14 protein-coding genes are annotated in these 15,909 nt (G+C 64.8%); 10 read left to right on the plus strand and 4 right to left on the minus strand.

Annotated elements, in window-relative coordinates:
• Nucleotides 1–654 (minus strand): 2OG-Fe(II) oxygenase, encoded by a 654-nt coding sequence (locus CSC67_RS05110; RefSeq protein ID WP_118993444.1) that lies wholly within the window; start codon nucleotides 652–654, stop codon nucleotides 1–3.
• A gap of 229 nt (nucleotides 655–883) precedes the next feature.
• Between CSC67_RS05110 and CSC67_RS05115 the strand changes: the two genes are divergently transcribed.
• The 5 genes from CSC67_RS05115 to ddpX all read left to right on the plus strand — a co-directional run bounded on the left by CSC67_RS05115 (nucleotide 884) and on the right by ddpX (nucleotide 4,661).
• A complete protein-coding gene (locus tag CSC67_RS05115; RefSeq protein WP_209304271.1) occupies nucleotides 884–1,414 on the plus strand; it encodes a TRAP transporter small permease in 531 nt (176 codons plus the stop codon).
• On the plus strand, nucleotides 1,411–2,730 hold the full coding sequence (locus CSC67_RS05120; RefSeq protein WP_245220129.1) for a TRAP transporter large permease: 1,320 nt from the start codon (nucleotides 1,411–1,413) through the stop codon (nucleotides 2,728–2,730). The genes CSC67_RS05115 and CSC67_RS05120 overlap by 4 nt, the downstream gene beginning before the upstream one ends.
• Nucleotides 2,731–2,749: 19 nt before the next feature.
• On the plus strand, nucleotides 2,750–3,730 hold the full coding sequence (gene dctP, locus CSC67_RS05125; protein ID WP_118993445.1) for a TRAP transporter substrate-binding protein DctP: 981 nt from the start codon (nucleotides 2,750–2,752) through the stop codon (nucleotides 3,728–3,730).
• A 105-nt stretch (nucleotides 3,731–3,835) separates the two neighbouring features.
• Nucleotides 3,836–3,958, plus strand: a complete 123-nt coding sequence (locus CSC67_RS21640) for a hypothetical protein (protein WP_280812754.1) — start codon at nucleotides 3,836–3,838, stop codon at nucleotides 3,956–3,958.
• A 142-nt stretch (nucleotides 3,959–4,100) separates the two neighbouring features.
• A complete protein-coding gene (ddpX, locus tag CSC67_RS05130) occupies nucleotides 4,101–4,661 on the plus strand; it encodes a D-alanyl-D-alanine dipeptidase (protein ID WP_118993824.1) in 561 nt (186 codons plus the stop codon).
• A gap of 140 nt (nucleotides 4,662–4,801) precedes the next feature.
• Here ddpX and CSC67_RS05135 read toward each other — a convergent pair whose 3' ends face one another.
• The 3 genes from CSC67_RS05135 to CSC67_RS05145 all read right to left on the minus strand — a co-directional run bounded on the left by CSC67_RS05135 (nucleotide 4,802) and on the right by CSC67_RS05145 (nucleotide 8,471).
• Nucleotides 4,802–6,070, minus strand: coding sequence for a putative Na+/H+ antiporter (locus CSC67_RS05135; protein ID WP_118993446.1), 1,269 nt, complete (start codon nucleotides 6,068–6,070; stop codon nucleotides 4,802–4,804).
• A gap of 139 nt (nucleotides 6,071–6,209) precedes the next feature.
• Nucleotides 6,210–7,163, minus strand: coding sequence for a 4-hydroxybenzoate octaprenyltransferase (ubiA, locus tag CSC67_RS05140; protein ID WP_118993825.1), 954 nt, complete (start codon nucleotides 7,161–7,163; stop codon nucleotides 6,210–6,212).
• 9 nt (nucleotides 7,164–7,172) lie between these two features.
• Entirely contained in the window at nucleotides 7,173–8,471 is a 1,299-nt protein-coding gene (locus tag CSC67_RS05145; protein WP_118993447.1) for an aminotransferase-like domain-containing protein, read from the minus strand.
• Between the two features lie 408 nt (nucleotides 8,472–8,879).
• Between CSC67_RS05145 and CSC67_RS05150 the strand changes: the two genes are divergently transcribed.
• From CSC67_RS05150 to CSC67_RS05170, 5 genes are all read left to right on the plus strand, one after another.
• A complete protein-coding gene (locus CSC67_RS05150; protein WP_118993826.1) occupies nucleotides 8,880–9,191 on the plus strand; it encodes an FmdB family zinc ribbon protein in 312 nt (103 codons plus the stop codon).
• Nucleotides 9,192–9,296: 105 nt separating this feature from the next.
• On the plus strand, nucleotides 9,297–11,087 hold the full coding sequence (gene aspS, locus CSC67_RS05155; protein ID WP_118993448.1) for an aspartate--tRNA ligase: 1,791 nt from the start codon (nucleotides 9,297–9,299) through the stop codon (nucleotides 11,085–11,087).
• 15 nt (nucleotides 11,088–11,102) lie between these two features.
• Nucleotides 11,103–11,954, plus strand: coding sequence for an endonuclease/exonuclease/phosphatase family protein (locus CSC67_RS05160; RefSeq protein WP_118993449.1), 852 nt, complete (start codon nucleotides 11,103–11,105; stop codon nucleotides 11,952–11,954).
• 198 nt (nucleotides 11,955–12,152) lie between these two features.
• Nucleotides 12,153–13,382 carry a cardiolipin synthase ClsB gene (clsB, locus tag CSC67_RS05165; RefSeq protein WP_118993450.1) on the plus strand — a complete coding sequence of 410 codons (1,230 nt, stop codon included), beginning with the start codon at nucleotides 12,153–12,155 and terminating at the stop codon, nucleotides 13,380–13,382.
• Nucleotides 13,383–13,483: 101 nt separating this feature from the next.
• Nucleotides 13,484–15,901 (plus strand): 3-hydroxyacyl-CoA dehydrogenase/enoyl-CoA hydratase family protein, encoded by a 2,418-nt coding sequence (locus CSC67_RS05170; RefSeq protein WP_118993451.1) that lies wholly within the window; start codon nucleotides 13,484–13,486, stop codon nucleotides 15,899–15,901.
• The last annotated feature ends 8 nt before the right edge of the window (nucleotides 15,902–15,909 follow it).

Consider the following 15,909-nt stretch of genomic DNA (forward strand, 5'->3'; position numbering starts at 1 on the left):
CTAGCCGGCATCGTCCCGGAACCAGCCCGTCAGGCTCCAGCGCACGCGCCGGGCGGGCAGCACTTCGTGGGGAATGCGGTCGCTCAGGAACAGCGCCAGCCGGCCCGCTTCGGGCAGTATCCTGGCATCGGCTTCGGGCCCGTCGCCTGCCGAGGTCCGTCCGGCGCTCGCGGCCGCCTCCTCTTTCGCCGCGGGGCCATACAGGCACAGCTCGCCGCCGTCTCCGGCTTTCCAGTCCTCGTTCAAATACAGCACCAAAGACACTTTGCGCGCACTCGTTCCGCCGTGCTGGTCCAGGTGCCGGGCGTAGCCCCGGCCCGGTTCATAGTGCGCGAAGTGGAATTCCTGCCCCCGCAGGCTCAGGAAAAAATGCCGGTTCAGATCCTGGCGCAAGCCGTCGGCCCAGGCCAGGAATTCCGCAGCGGGCGTATCGGGCGTTTTGTCGTCCAGCCAGCAGATGGCGTCCCCGCGTATGTCGGGATCGTGCTTCAGCCCGGCCTGGCGGCCGACGGAGGCGGGCCTGAAAAAGCCCTGCTGCCACAGCTGGTGGGCGTGATTGCGCAGAGACTGCGTCAGAGAGGGGGGGACAATGCGATCGCCGACCGCCCAGCCGCGTTCTTCGAGCGGCTGGAAAAGCACATCGTGGAAGCCCATCGGGTTTTATGCGCTTAAAGTCGGCATTGTTGCACAGAATTTGTGACTCAAAACACACTGCAACGCAAAAAAAACCGCAGCGCATTTTCCCTATGAAAACCCAAGGCATCCCGGCGTTTACCTAGCAATAACCCTAATATTGCGCAGATGCTTTAAGTGTAAAATTCTTTTCCCGACTGGTCTTCAGTAGGCTGAAGTTGTAGTCGTTGTATTGAATCAAGGTAGGTCTATGGAAGACACAGGACAGTCGCCGCAAGGGCGGCAGCCCTCTCTGGGTGCGTGCATGTACCGGGGGCTCATGATAGGCACGGGTGTCGTTGCCGCCATATTGTTCGCCGTCATGGCATTGCTGGTATGCGCCGACGTACTGCTGCGCAACCTGGGCGTCACTTCCATCCCATGGTCGGTCGAGGCCACTGAATACATGCTGATGGTGTCGGCCTTTCTGGCGGCGCCGTGGCTGGTCTACACCAACGATCACATCCGCGTCGATATCCTCCTGCGGGGCCTGTCGGGCGTCGCGCTGCGCATCGCGGGCATCATCGGCAATGTGGTGTGCCTGGCCGTTAGCCTGGTGCTGGCGGTGCAAGGCGTCATCAGCATGCTGGACAGCGCCCAGCAGGGCGGCATGATCTTCAAGGTCCTGGTGTTTCCGGACTGGTGGCTCGCCATTCCCATGGTGATCAGCTTCGTTCTGCTGTCGGTGGAGTTCATCCGCCGCCTGGCATGCGCCACGCTGTGCGCAAAGGCGGCATCATGATGGAATGGTATTGGGCCTTGAGCGGTCTGCTGGGCGTGCTGTTCGTCCTGATGCTGGTCGGCGTGCCGGTGGCCTTCGCTTTCCTGGGCGTCAACATCCTGGGCGCCTGGTTCTTCATGGGCGGCGAAGCGGGCCTGGGCCAACTCGTGCGCAACTCCATACAGTCGGTCAGCAGTTTCTCGCTGACGCCGATTCCGCTGTTCATATTGATGGGCGAGGTGCTGTTCCATACCGGCGTGGCCTATCGGGCCATCAGCGCGGTCGAAAGCCTGATCAACAAGGTGCCGGGCCGCCTGTCCATCGTGTCGGTGGTGGGCGGCACCGTGTTCGCCACCTTGTCGGGCTCCACCATCGCCAACACCGCCATGATGGGCGGCACCCTGCTGCCTGACATGCTCAAGCGCGGCTACCAGCCCAGCATCGCCATGGGCCCCATCATGGCCGTGGGCGGCATCGCCATGCTCATCCCGCCGTCGGCCCTGGCCGTCATGCTGGGCAGCCTGGGCGGCATCTCCATCTCGCAGCTGCTGATCGGCGGCATCGTTCCCGGCCTGCTGCTGGCGCTGCTGTTCGTCGGCTACGTGGTCGTGCGCTGCAAGCTCGACCCCTCGCTGGCGCCGATCGACGAGTCCGGCCCGACCCTGTCCGGCTGGCAGAAGTGGAAGCCCTTCGTGCGCGATGTCCTGCCCCTGTTCGCCATCTTCGTGGCCGTGGTGGGCAGCATGCTGATGGGCTGGGCCTCGCCCACCGAATCGGCGGCCATCGGCGCCGTCGCCTCGGCGCTCGCGACCGTCTTTTACGGCGCCTTCACCTGGAAGACCTTCTATAAAGCGCTGATGGAGACCGCGCGCATCTCGGTCATCATCCTGTTCGTGCTGATCGCCTCGACCACCTTCTCGCAGCTGCTGAGCTTTTCGGGCGCCACCACCGGCCTGCTGAACCTGATCTCCCAGTACGAGCTTTCGCCCATCTGGCTGGTGGTGGGCATGCTGGCGATCGTGCTGCTGCTGGGCTGCGTCATCGACCAGGTCAGCATGATGATGATCACGCTGCCGTTCTTCATGCCGCTGGCCCACGCCGCGGGCATCGACCCTGTCTGGCTCGGCGTCATGCTGCTGCTGGCCATGGAGATCGGCCTGCTGACGCCGCCCTTCGGGCTGCTGTGCATGGTTATGCAAAGCGTAGCGCCCAGCCATATCAGGCTGACTCAGATCTATGGCTCGGTAATGCCGTTCATCATTCTCGAACTGCTGGTGCTGGGCCTGTTGTTGTTCCTTCCCTGGCTGGCCATCGGGCTGCCCAGGATGATGATGTAGTAGCAATGTGGAGACACTTATGAAGTTGCAGTTCAAGCAGATCGCTCTGGGTACCGTCCTGGGCCTCATGGCCGCCAGCGCCGCTCACGGCGCGGAAGTCACGCTGCGCGCGGTCAGCGTCTTTGCCAAGGATTCCTTCTTCGACCGCAAGTTCGAAGCCTTCGTGAAGAAGGTCAATGAAGAGGGCAAGGGCATCGTGCAGATCAACATGATCGGCGGCCCCGAAGCCATGCCTCCGTTCGAAGTGGGCAATGCGGTGCGCGCCGGCGTGGTCGACATGTCCAATACCACCGGTGTGTTCCACGCCAACCTCGTCCCCGAAGCGCTGGTGATGAGCTTTTCTTCGACGCCCATGGCCGAAGTGCGCGCCAACGGCGGCTACGAGCTCATGGACAAGATCCATCGCGAAAAGGCCAACATGGTATGGCTGGGCCGCGTCCATGACGGCCTGAAGTACCACGTATACACCACCAAAAAGCCCGAGAACGGCTCCTTCGAGGGCATGAAGCTGCGCAGCGTGCCGGTGTACCGCACCTTCTTCCAGTCGCTGGGCGCCTTGCCGCTGCAGGTTCCGCCCGGCGAGGTCTACACCGCCCTCGAGCGCGGCGTAGTCGACGGCTATGGCTGGCCCAGCGTCGGCATTTTCGACCTCGGCTGGCAGGAGAAGACCAAATACCGCATCGACCCCGGTTTCTACAACGTCGAGGTCAGCCTGTTCATGAACCAGAATTCCTGGGAAAAGAAACTGAACGACGAGCAGCGCGCCTTCCTGAAGGACCAGGTCAAGCAGCTCGAGGCCCGCTATGACGAGGACGACGCCCTGGCCGAGAAAGAGAAGCAGCAGCTCATCGACGCCGGCATCGAGATCGTCGAGCTCGAGCCCAAGCAAGCCGAGGAATTCGTCGCCAAGGCCAACGAAGCGGCCTGGAAGGCCATCGACCAGGCCAGCCCGCGCTACGCGCCCGAACTGCGCAAGCTGTTCGACAACACCGGTTCCTGATCCGGTCTTTTCCGCCCGGAGGCCCGCCACGGCCGTCCGGGCGGCATCATGACGCCGATGGCGTTAACATAGCCGCATGTCCAAGCCTACGAGTGTTCATACGGTATGACGTCCGGTGAAATCATTGTCCTGCTGATCTTCGCGGTCGGCCTGGTGTGTTCCCTGACCCTGTTTTCCTGGCTGATCAGGCTGCTGCGCCGCGACGCCAAGAAGACGCGGGATTCCTGACGTGGCGTCCGAGGCCGGCGGCCGGCACGACACGGCGCCGCATGCTCAGACCGGTGCGCGGCCGCTGCCCGCCGGCGCGGCAGCCGCGTCTCGACCAGCATCTGACGCAGGAAGCGCCGGCGCGAAGCGGGCGCCATCTCCCCTGTCCCCCGCTGGGCTGGTCACGATCGAACCGGCCGGGTATCCGGTAGAAATCGAACTCGTCTACGCCGGCTCCAACAACTTCATCTGCCTGCCCATCTACGCCGCCGACGCGCCCTGCATGCTGCATCCGGACGCCGCCGCCTGCCTGATGCGCGCCGCCGTCGCGGCCCGTCGGGCGGGGCTCACCCTGAAAATATTCGACGCCTATCGACCGCCCGCGGCGCAGGAGGTGCTGTGGCGGATATGCCCGAATCCCGCCTACGTGGCCGACCCGCGCCATGGTTCCAACCACAGCCGCGGCGTGGCGGTAGATGTAACGCTGCTGGACATCGACGGCGAAGCGCTGGACATGGGCACGGGCTTCGACGACATGCGCGAGCAGTCGCATCACGACCGGCCCGACCTTCCGGTTGCCGTCCAGCGCAACCGCCATCTGCTGCTGGGCATCATGCTGCAGGCGGGTTTCGTGTCATTGCCTACGGAGTGGTGGCATTACGAATTGCCGGGCGCGGCTTCGTATCCTTTGCTGGACGAGGAAGGGGTCTTGTTGGCGGAATAGGTGTTTATAGGTGGGTCTTTACCGACGGTCTGGACACGCGTCGTATTCATCACGCTCAGGCTCTACAAATTGTGTAGGGGGGCGATGCAAGTATCCAAGATACTATGAGACCGTGCCGCTCGCCCAGGCGGCGCGAGAACTCAAAACGCATTGGGCAGCAAGAACATGAACGCCGCCACCAGCGTCGGAACCAACGCCGACATCAGCAGCTTGAGCGGCGAAATCGCCCCATCGGGAAAGCAGCCCTTCAAAATCGCAAACCCCGCCGGGTTCGGCGCATTCGCGATCACCGTCAGGCCGCCGCCCGTCACGGCCCCCGCCACCAGCATGTAGCGCCACAGATCGCTCGTGCCCTCTACCAGAGAGCCCAGATAAGTCAGCGCCGCATTGTCCGTCACCGCCGTCAGCGCCGTCGAGCCCCAGAACAGCACCGTGGGAGAAAGCCCGCCCAGGAGGTCTTGCAGCCACCACTGCTGCAGCCCCCCCAGCACCACCAGCCCCGCAAGGAAAAAGCCCACCATCAGGCCCTCCTTGATCATCAGCCGGTCCTGATAGCGCGCATACGCCTGCGCATAGCCGATGAACATCATCAGCAGGCCCAGGAAGACCACCGGATGATGGGCGCCCAGCACGATGCCGATCAGTATCGCCACATGCACGGCAATGACGCTCATGGGCGTCATTGCAAGGGGCTGCTTCTGGTCGCGGCCGATGTCGCCCGACAGCAGATACTTTCGGCAGATAAGGGTCAGCACGGCCGCATTGACGAAGACCGCGACTACCGCGCGCCAGCCGAAGTGCGTCGCCATGTACGAGGAGTCCCAGCCGAAAGTCTGCGCCACCATCAGCACCGGCGGCGCCGCGTAGGCCGTCAGCACGCCGCCGATCGAGATGTTGACGAACAGCACGCCCAGCGTCAGATACTTGAAGCCCACCTGCTCGGGCTTGTGGAAATAGGCGTCCCGCAGCAGCAGGGCGGCCAGCGTCATGGCCGCCGGCTCGGTGATGAACGAACCCGCCAGCGGCACGATGGACAGCGTGACGAAGAAGGTCGACAGTTCGTTGCGCATCGGCAGCGCCCGCGACAGCCCCCGCACGATCATGCCCACCAGGTCCAGAATGGGCCGGCTGGCCGCCACCACCATGATGGCGAATACAAAGGCCGGTTCGGTGAAGTTGCGTGTGTCCAGATAGGTGACTGCCTCATGCGCCCCGGCCACCAGCCCGAAAATAATGATCAGCACGAAGGCCCAGACGCCGAACACCGCCTCCACCTCGGACAGCAGATGCCAAAGCCCCGCATGCGGTCCGTTGCGATTGGCCAGGCGCGCGAACACGGGCACCGAGAATGTGTGCACGATGGCGATGGCAAAAAGAGCGGTGGCGATCAGTTCGACTAAACCGGGCATAGTGTCTACCTTCGACAGGCAGGCGCGAAGCGCCTGTCACGTTGGATGAGTAAATGGTTGTTGAGCGAGGCGGCCGCTGCGCGGGAAGTGTTTCGGCGTCTTCCGTTTTGTGCGCGTTTTTTACCGGCGGCGAGCGCCATTATAAAAGCGTGCCCAGCAGCGTCGCGAGAATCAGCATCACGCCCACCGCCATGTTCGAGCGGAACAGCATGAAATTGCGGTCGGGCCGCGCCAGGTTGAAGACCCTCATCTGCCAGACGAAATGGCCCCCGATGATGGCCAGCACCACGAAGTAGCCGGCATGATGGCCCAGGGCCAGGCCGCCGTAGAGCCACAGCGCGAACGTCGCCAGATAAAAGCCGCTGATCCAGAGCTTGCCGTGCTCGGCAAAACGCATGGCGGTGGACTTCACGCCCACCTTGAGGTCGTCGCGCACGTCCACGTAGGCATAGATCGAGTCATAGCCCACCTGCCACAGTACCGCGCCCACCCACATGGCCACACCGGCCAGCGGAATGTAGTTTTGCGTGTCGGACCATGCCATCAGCATGCCCCAGTTGAAACCTATGCCCAGCACGATCTGCGGCCAGTAGGTGAAGCGCTTGCAGAGCGGATAGATCACCACGATGGGCACCAGCGCCACCGCCATCCAGCGGCTGTACTCGTTGATGGCGAGCAGCAGCAGGGCGCAGACGGCAAACTGCCCCAGCAGGAAGTACAGCGCATTGCGCAGCGTGATCTGGCCGCTGGTCAGGGGACGGAAGCGCGTGCGTTCGACCTGATGGTCCAGATCGCGGTCGAAGATGTCGTTGAGCGTGCAGCCGATGCCGCGCATCAGCAGGGCGCCCAGCGAAAAGATGAACAGCCGCCACAGCGTCGGCCAGCCCTCGGCCGCCTGCACCAGCGCCGCCAGGCAGGGCAGCAGCGTCAGCCAGGTGCCCACCGGCCTGTCCAGCCGGCACAGCCGGGCGTAAGGCCCCCATGACCGGGGCAGCCAGCGCTCCACCCAGTCGTCGTGGCGCATGTCGGACAGATCGGGCAGTGTGTGCGGGGCTGAGTTGTCGGGTGGAGGCGGTTGCTGTATCGACGACATAAAGGGCAATCAGACCGCCTGCGTGCGGGCGGCGGAGGAAATCATGGCGTTCTCGGCGGCGACGATCGCGGGAATCGATTCTGATCCATTCAATTCGAGCGTTTGCCCGGCAGTGTCGGCGGCGCTCTGCGCAATGAGCCGGCCCAAAATGGCAATGCCTTCGCGGATGCGGGCCTCGGGCACCGTGACGAAGCTCAGGCGAAGCGTGTTGTGCCGGGCCTCGTCGGCAAAGAAGGGCGCGCCGGGCACGAAGGCCACGTTCTGCGCAACGGCGCGCGCAAGCAGCTCGTGCGCATCGATGTGCGCCGGCAGCGTGACCCAGATAAACATGCCGCCCTCGGGCTGTGTCCAGCTGGCCGTGGACGGAAAATGCGCCTGCATGGCGTCGAGCATATAGCCGCATTGCTTGCGGTAGATTTCGCGCACGGCCGGCAGGTGCTGGTCGAGAAAGCCATCCTTGACGATTTCGTACACGGCCATCTGCGTAAGCGTGGCCGTGTGCAGGTCGGTGGCCTGCTTGATCTGCACCAGCTTGCTGATGATAGGCGCCGGCGCAACGATATAGCCCAGCCGCAGGCCCGGCGCAAGCACCTTCGAGAACGAGCCCAGCCTGACCACCGTGGCGCCCGCCTCGCGGCCCAGAGCCAGCAGGCTGGGAAGGGGCTCGCCCGTGTAGCGCAGGTCGCCGTAGGGGTCGTCCTCGACGATGGGCAGCCCCGCTTCGGCACAGCGCCGCACCAGCGCCTGGCGGCGCTCCAGCGTCAGCGTGCGGCCGGTGGGATTCTGGAAGTTGGGCAGGGCGTAGATGAAGCGCGCATCGCGAACGCGCTCGTCGGTCAGGCCGGCCGGGATCAGCCCGCCTTCGTCGGTGGGCACGGTGACGTAGTTGGGCTCATACAAAGAAAAGGACTGCAGAGCGCCCAGATAGCTGGGCGCCTCGACCAGCACATTGCTGCCCGGATCGATGAACAGCTTGCCCAACAGGTCGAGCGCCTGCTGCGAGCCCGAGACGATCAGCACCTCATCGGCGCCCACATGCCCCGCGCCGCGCCGCTGCATATCGCCTGCCACCCATTCGCGCAGCGGCGTGTAGCCCTCGGTGGGGCCGTATTGCAGCGCCGTGCGCCCGTTCTGTCCCAGTACCCGGTCGAAGGCCGCGTTCACGTCGTCCAGCGGAAACCCCACCGGCGCCGGCAGGCCGCCCGCGAAAGAGATGATTTCAGGGCGTTCGGTGACCTTGAGGATTTCGCGGATGGTCGAACTGGTGATTTTTTCTGCGCGCTGCGAGAACGTGTAGGGGGTGGGCATTGAAAAAGGTCCGAAAAAAAGAGCGATTCAACCGCTTAGAATACTGCAGATCGTGCCCCGGCGCATGCCCGGCGGCCCGCGGCGCAAGGGCCTGGCGTCGCCGCAAGACGGTCGCCGGCCGGCCGGGCATTGGACTTGATTTAGGCGCGGCAGCCCTCATCTATGTGCCGAAGGCCAGTGCGGCTGCCCTTCCAGAGTTGACAGGCGCTGGCCGCCTTCTGGGTGAAAAACGGCAAAAGCAGCTAAAATCACGCGTTATCCGTGATTTTCATAGTCTGATTCGGCCGACCTTTTCCAATCAAAGGACCAGGCCGAAGCTTTGCCGCGCATCGCACCTTGCCGTGCGCACCACCCAAGGCGGCAGCCAGCGGTTTTTCCTTGGACTATTTTTTCTTGGGATTTTTTTCCGTGCCTATCTATGCATACAAGTGCAGCGCTTGCGGTCATGCGCAAGACGTCCTGCAAAAAATGTCCGACCCCGTCCTGACCGTTTGCCCTGAATGCGGTCAAAGCACCTATGCCAAGCAGGTCACCGCCGCAGGCTTCCAGCTCAAGGGCTCGGGCTGGTATGTGACCGACTTCCGCGACGGCGGCAAGAAAACGGGCGCCTCCGGCGAGTCGGCGGCCTCTTCGTCCAGTTCGCCGTCCAGTTCATCGTCCGAGCCGGCGACGGCCGCGAAGCCGGCCGATACTTCTTCCTCCACGGCGGCGGCCTCCTGAACCCTGCCAGGGACTTCCTGGCTTCGTAGCCCCGGCCCAGGCGCCGGGGCCGCCGGGACCGGCCCGAACCGACATTTACAGAATCAACAAACGGAGCACTCCTTCATGCGTACCTGCTACACCGGCGAGGTCAGTCGAGAACAACTGGACCAGACAGTCACCTTGTTTGGCTGGGTGCATCGGCGCCGCGACCATGGCGGCGTCATTTTCATCGACTTGCGCGACCGGGCCGGCCTGGCGCAGATCGTGGTGGATCCGGACAACGTCGACGCCTTCGCCACAGCCGAACGCATCCGCAACGAGTATTGCGTGCGCATCACCGGCCTGGTGCGCCTGCGCCCCGAAGGCACCAGCAATCCCGAACTGGCTTCCGGCGAGATCGAGGTCTTGTGCCGCGAGATCGAGATCCTGAACACCTCGGTCACGCCGCCGTTCCAGCTGGACGACGACAACCTGTCCGAGACCACGCGCCTCACGCACCGCGTGCTCGACCTGCGCCGTCCGCAGATGCAGCAGAACCTGATGCTGCGCTACCGCGTCTCCATCGAGGTGCGCAAATATCTGGACAGCCTGGGCTTCATCGACATCGAGACCCCCATGCTCACCAAGAGCACGCCCGAAGGCGCGCGCGACTACCTCGTGCCCTCTCGCGTTAATCCGGGCGAGTTCTTCGCCTTGCCGCAATCACCGCAGCTGTTCAAGCAGATGCTGATGGTGGCCGGCTTCGACCGCTACTACCAGATCACCAAGTGCTTCCGCGACGAAGACCTGCGCGCCGACCGCCAGCCCGAATTCACCCAGATCGACTGCGAAACCTCCTTCCTCAACGAAGAAGAAATCCGCGCCATCTTCGAAGGCATGCTGCGCCATGTGTTCAGCCAGGTGCAGGGCGTCGAGCTGCCCGAGGCCTTCCCCACCATGACGTGGGAAGAAGCCATGCGCCGCTTCGGCTCCGACAAACCCGACCTGCGCGTCAAGCTCGAGTTCGTCGATGTGTCCGACCTGATGGCCGACGTCGACTTCAAGGTGTTCTCGGCCCCGGCCAAGGATCCGGCGTGCCGCGTCGTGGCGCTGCGCGTGCCGGGCGGCGCCGCCATGCCCCGCAGCGAGATTGACGCCTACACCAAGTTCGTCGGCATCTACGGCGCCAAGGGCCTGGCCTACATCAAGGTCAACGACGCCGCCTCCATCCCCGAGGGCCTGCAGTCGCCCATCGTCAAGAACATCCATACCCAGGCGCTGACCCAGCTCATCGAGCGCACCGGCGCCCAAAGCGGCGACCTCGTCTTTTTCGGCGCCGACAAGACCAAAGTCGTCAACGACGCCATCGGCGCCCTGCGCGTGCGTATCGGACACAGCGATTTCGGCAAAGAGCGCGGGCTGTTCGAGGCCGGCTGGCAGCCGTTGTGGGTCGTCGACTTTCCCATGTTCGAGTACGACGAACAAGAAGGCCGCTACTTCGCCGCCCACCATCCCTTCACCAGTCCCAAGGACGGCCACGAAGAGCTGCTCGAGAACGAACCGGCGCGCGCCCTGGCCAAGGCCTACGACATCGTGCTCAATGGCTGGGAAATCGGCGGCGGCTCGGTGCGCATCCACCGCGCCGACGTGCAAAGCAAGGTGTTCCAGGCGCTCAATATCGGCGCCGACGAAGCACGCGAAAAATTCGGCTTCCTGCTCGACGCCCTGCAGTATGGCGCGCCGCCGCATGGCGGAGTGGCCTTCGGGCTGGATCGCCTCGTCACCATGATGGCGGGCGCCGAAAGCATCCGCGACGTCATCGCCTTCCCCAAGACCCAGCGCGCGCAAGACCTGCTTACGCACGCGCCTTCTCCGGTCGACGAGAAACAGTTGCGGGAGCTGCATATCCGGCTGCGTTCGACCGAGGCCAAATAAGCCCCGGGGCCGGCCATGTCGATCCTGCGCATCGTCAGCTACAACATCCACAAGGGCCGATCGGCGATCGGCTCGCGCGAATCGCTGTCGCAGCTGCGCCTGGGCTTGTATGGCCTGCATCCCGACCTGCTGTTTCTTCAAGAAGTACAGGGGCGCAACGAGCGCCAGAACATCCTGCATGCCCAGCATGAATCGCTGGGCGCCGCGCTGGACATGGACTACTGCTATGGCTGCAACGCCATACGCGCCCAGACCGATCACGGCAACGCGCTGCTGTCCCGCTACGACATCCTCAGTTACGAAAACCAGGACATCTCCGACCACAAGCTCGAGCAGCGCGGCCTGCTGCACGCCACCATCATGGTCGACGACACCCAGGTGCATTGCCTGGTAGTCCACCTGGGCCTGTTCGCGGGCGGGCGCACCCGCCAGATCATGGCCCTGGTCGAGCGCATCAAGCGCATGGTGCCCGCCGATGCGCCCATGATCATCGCCGGCGACTTCAACGACTGGACCAACCGCCTGGCGCCGCTGTTCGTGCAGCAGCTCGGCCTGTACGAGGTCTTCGCCGTCTCGCCGCAGGGCCTGGCAACGCGCTCCATGCCGCTGCATCACACCGTAAAGCGGCTGGGCCGCACCCTGCGCAGCCGGTCGGGGCTTGCAGATTCGGTGCACGAGCTGGGCATCAATGGCCTGGCGCGCATGACGCCGCCGCCGCGCACCTTCCCCTCGGCCTTTCCCTGGCTGCGCCTGGACCGCATCTACCAGCGCGGCTTCGCCGTGCGCAAGGCCCGCGTGCTGCATGGCCTGCCCTGGAGGCAGCTGTCCGATCATTCGCCCATCTTTGCAGAGCTCGAGCTGCCTTGAACCGGCCGCACAGCGGCTTCAACAACGAGGGCGCGCGGGCCGCTGGAAGCGCGGCGAGCCCGAGCCGTTGACATTGCCGCGGCACGGTTTGCGCAGCGGTTTCATGCTTGGGACGTGGCGGGCCCTGCCCACCGCCACGTGTAAAGTTAGTATGGCAAAATCAGTGCTTACAAGACTTGCTGGCGAGGCGGAATAGTCATGGCGCGCAAAGAGTCCCGCCTGGTCTGGCGGGACGGAAACTGCATCGAACTGCTCGAGAACGGCGGCGAATTCTTTCCTGCGCTGTGCAAGGACATTGACGAGGCGCAGTCCAGCGTTCACCTCGAAACCTACATCTTCAACCTGGACGACACGGGCCATAAGGTGCTGGGACATCTGCGCGCCGCCTGCCAGCGGGGCGTCAAAGTGCGCGTCGTCATCGACGGCTTCGGCAGCTACGAGAACGCCCCCGAGATAGTGCGGCTGCTCGACGAGATGGGGGCGCAGGTGCGCGTCTACCGGCCCGAACCGGCCGGCCTGGGCCGCTATCGCTTCAGGCTGAGCCGGCTGCGCCGCCTGCATCGCAAGGTCACCGTGGTGGACGACCGCATCGGCTTCGTCGGCGGCATCAACATCATCGACGACCTCGTGGACGTGCCCGACGACGGCCAGGGCCCCAAGCCGCGCTTCGACTTCGCCGTGCGCGTGCGCGGCCCCATCGTGCAGGACCTGTCCAGGGCCCAGAGCGATCTGTGGATGCGCATGGCCTGGCGCCGCCGCGACGACTGGGGCGGTTTCTACCAGCGCATCAGGGGCTGGCGCGAGCGCCGGGCGCGCGTCCTGGCCGACGCCCAGCCCCGCTTCGAACCGGGCATGCGCGCCACCGTGCTGCTGCGCGACAACCTGCGCTTTCGCAAGACCATCGAGAACGTCTACGTCCAGGCCCTGGAAACGGCCACCCACGACGCCCTCATCGCCAACTCGTACTTTTTTCCCGGCCGCCGGCTGAAGGCCGCGCTGCGCCGGGCGGCCCGGCGCGGCGTGCGGGTGCGGCTGCTGCTGCAGGGCCGGGCCGAATACGCCCTGCAATATCGCGCTTGTCGCAGCATGTATCAGAAAGTCCTGGCCGGCGGCATCGAGATCTATGAATACCAGCCCAGCTATCTGCACGCCAAGGTCGCCGTGATCGACGGCTGCGCCATGATCGGGTCGTCGAACATGGACCCGTTCAGCCTGCTGCTGGCCCGCGAAACCAACGTCTTCATCAGCGACGAGGGCTTTGCCGACCAACTCAAGGCCGCGCTGGAGCGCGAGCTGGCCAACAGCTGCAACCGGGTCACCGCCGAGACCTACGCACGCCATTCCTGGTTCCAGCGGCTGTGCGACGACGTCTCGCATTTCCTGCTGAAGATCGGCGTGGCCCTTACGGGCCGTGCGTCAGAGTACTGATTCCAGGCCTCGCGGGCTTGCCACAAACCGTTGCAGGCCGATCCACGCTTCGCGTACTACACTAAAGCTATTCATCCTTCAGCTTGAACGGAGCGACGTCCATGCAAACCAGTCATTCAGGCCAGTTTCATATCCGCAAAGTAGCTGTATGCGGCGCGGGAGTCATGGGGGCGCAGATCGCGGCCCATTGCGTGAACGCCGGCGTGCCGGTGGTGTTGTTCGACCTGCCCGCCAAAGAGGGCGACCCCAACGGCGTGGTCCACAAGGCCATTGCGATGCTGCGCAAGGCCAGCCCTGCGCCGCTGGGCGCGCCCGCCCTGGCGGAACTGATCGAGCCGGCCAACTACCAGGACGATCTGCACCGCCTGGCCGAGTGCGATCTGGTCATCGAAGCCATTGCCGAGCGCATGGACTGGAAGCAGGACCTCTACAAAAAGCTGGCGCCCGCCATCAAGCCGGGGGCCATCGTGGCCAGCAATACCTCGGGCCTGTCGATCACCCGGCTGTCCCAGGCGCTGCCCGAATCCCTGCGGTCGCGCTTCTGCGGCGTGCACTTCTTCAACCCGCCGCGCTACATGCCGCTGGTCGAATTGATTCCCACGGCCGACACGCAGCCGGCCCTGCTGGACCAGCTCGAAACCTTTCTGACCACGCGGCTGGGCAAGGGCGTGGTGAGGGCCAAGGATACGCCCAATTTCATCGGCAACCGCATCGGCGTGTTCGGCATCCTGTCCGTATTCGTCCAGGCGCAGAAGTACGGGCTCAGCTACGAGCAGGTCGACGAGCTGACCGGCACCCGCCTGGGGCGGGCCAAGTCGGGCACCTTCCGCACGGCCGATGTGGTCGGCCTGGACACCCTGGCCCACGTCATCCGCACCATGCAGGACCAGCTGCCCAACGACCCTTTCCGCGAGGCGTTTGCGCTGCCGCCCGTGCTGGAAGCGCTGATCGAGAAGGGCGCCCTGGGCCAGAAGACGGGCGCCGGCTTCTACCGCAAAGAAGGCAAGGCCATACTGCGCCTGGATCCTGAGAAGCGCGAATACGTGCCGGCCGATGCCAAGGTCGACGATGCCGTGGCAGCTCTGCTGGCCGAGCGCGATCCGGCCAAGCGCCTGCGCGGCCTGCGCGAATCGCAGCATCCGCAGGCCCAGTTCGTGTGGGCGGTGCTGCGCGACATCTTCCACTACAGCGCCTTCCACCTGGCCGACATCGCCGATACGGCGAGGCAGGTCGATCAGGCCATGATCTGGGGCTTCGGGCACAGCCAGGGGCCGTTCGAGATCTGGCAGTCGGCAGGCTGGCGCGAGGTGGCGCAATGGATCGCCGACGACATCGAGAACGGCAAGGCGCTGGCGTCGGCGCCTTTGCCCGACTGGGTCTTCAGCGGCCCGGTGGACGAGGCCCAGGGCGTGCATACGCCCCAAGGCTCCTGGAATCCGGCCGCCCAGGCCTTCGAGCAGCGCAGCGCCCTGCCGGTGTACGAACGCCAGGTGGGCGCGCCCCGCCTGGTCGGCGAGGGCAGCGGCCTGGGCGAAGAGGTGGTGTTCGAAGACGAAGCGGTCAAGTGCTGGACGCTGCCTGCGCCGCATCCCGCCGACGTGCTCATCGTATCGTTCAAGTCGAAGATGCATACCCTCAGTCCCGAGGTGATGAAGGGCGTGCAGCACGCGGTGGACATCGCCGAGGGCTCCTTCAGCGCTCTCGTGGTGGGCCAGCTCACCGACCCTTTTTCGGCCGGAGCCGACCTGAAATCCATGCTGCCCCTGTTCGCCTCGGGCGGTCCCAAGGCGGTCGAGCCGGTCGAGCGCGCCATGCAGGACATGGTGCTGCGCCTGCGCTACGCCCAGGTGCCGGTGGTGGCGGCGCTGGCGGGCATGGCCCTGGGCGGCGGCTGCGAACTGGCCCTGCACTGCGCGCGGCGGGTGGCGCATTTCGAGACTTACATGGGCCTGGTCGAATCCGGCCTGGGGCTGGTGCCCGGCGCCGGCGGCCTCACCTGGAGCGCCCGGCGGGCAGCCGAACTGCAGGCCGAGGGCGCGCCCGATGCGCCCCTGCTGGCCTATCTCAAGCGTTTCGCCTTCCCCATCGCGCAGGCCGCGGTCTCGACCTCGGCACTGCATGCGCGCGAAATCGGCTTCCTGCTGCCTTCCGACCCCATCGTCATGAACCGCAACGAACTGCTCTACGTGGCGGTGCGCGAAGCCCACGTGCTGGCCGAAGCGGGCTGGCGGGCGCCCATGCCCCAGCCTTTCCCGGTGGCCGGGCGCGACGGCATCGCCACGCTGAAGGGACAGCTCGTGAACATGCGCGTGGGCGGCTTCATCTCCGAGCATGACTTCCACGTGGCGGCCACCATCGCCCACGTCATGTGCGGCGGCGATCTCGACCCGGGCGAGCGCGTCGACGAGGGCTGGATGCTGGCCCGCGAACGCGAAGCCTTCCTGGGCCTGCTGGCTCATCCCAAGACGCAGGAACGCATCATGGGTTTTGTAAAGACCGGCAAGCCGGTGCGCAACTAAGCCAAGGG

The sequence above is a fragment of the Pusillimonas caeni genome, assembly GCF_003545815.1.
GTDB classification, from domain to species: domain Bacteria; phylum Pseudomonadota; class Gammaproteobacteria; order Burkholderiales; family Burkholderiaceae_B; genus Pusillimonas; species Pusillimonas caeni.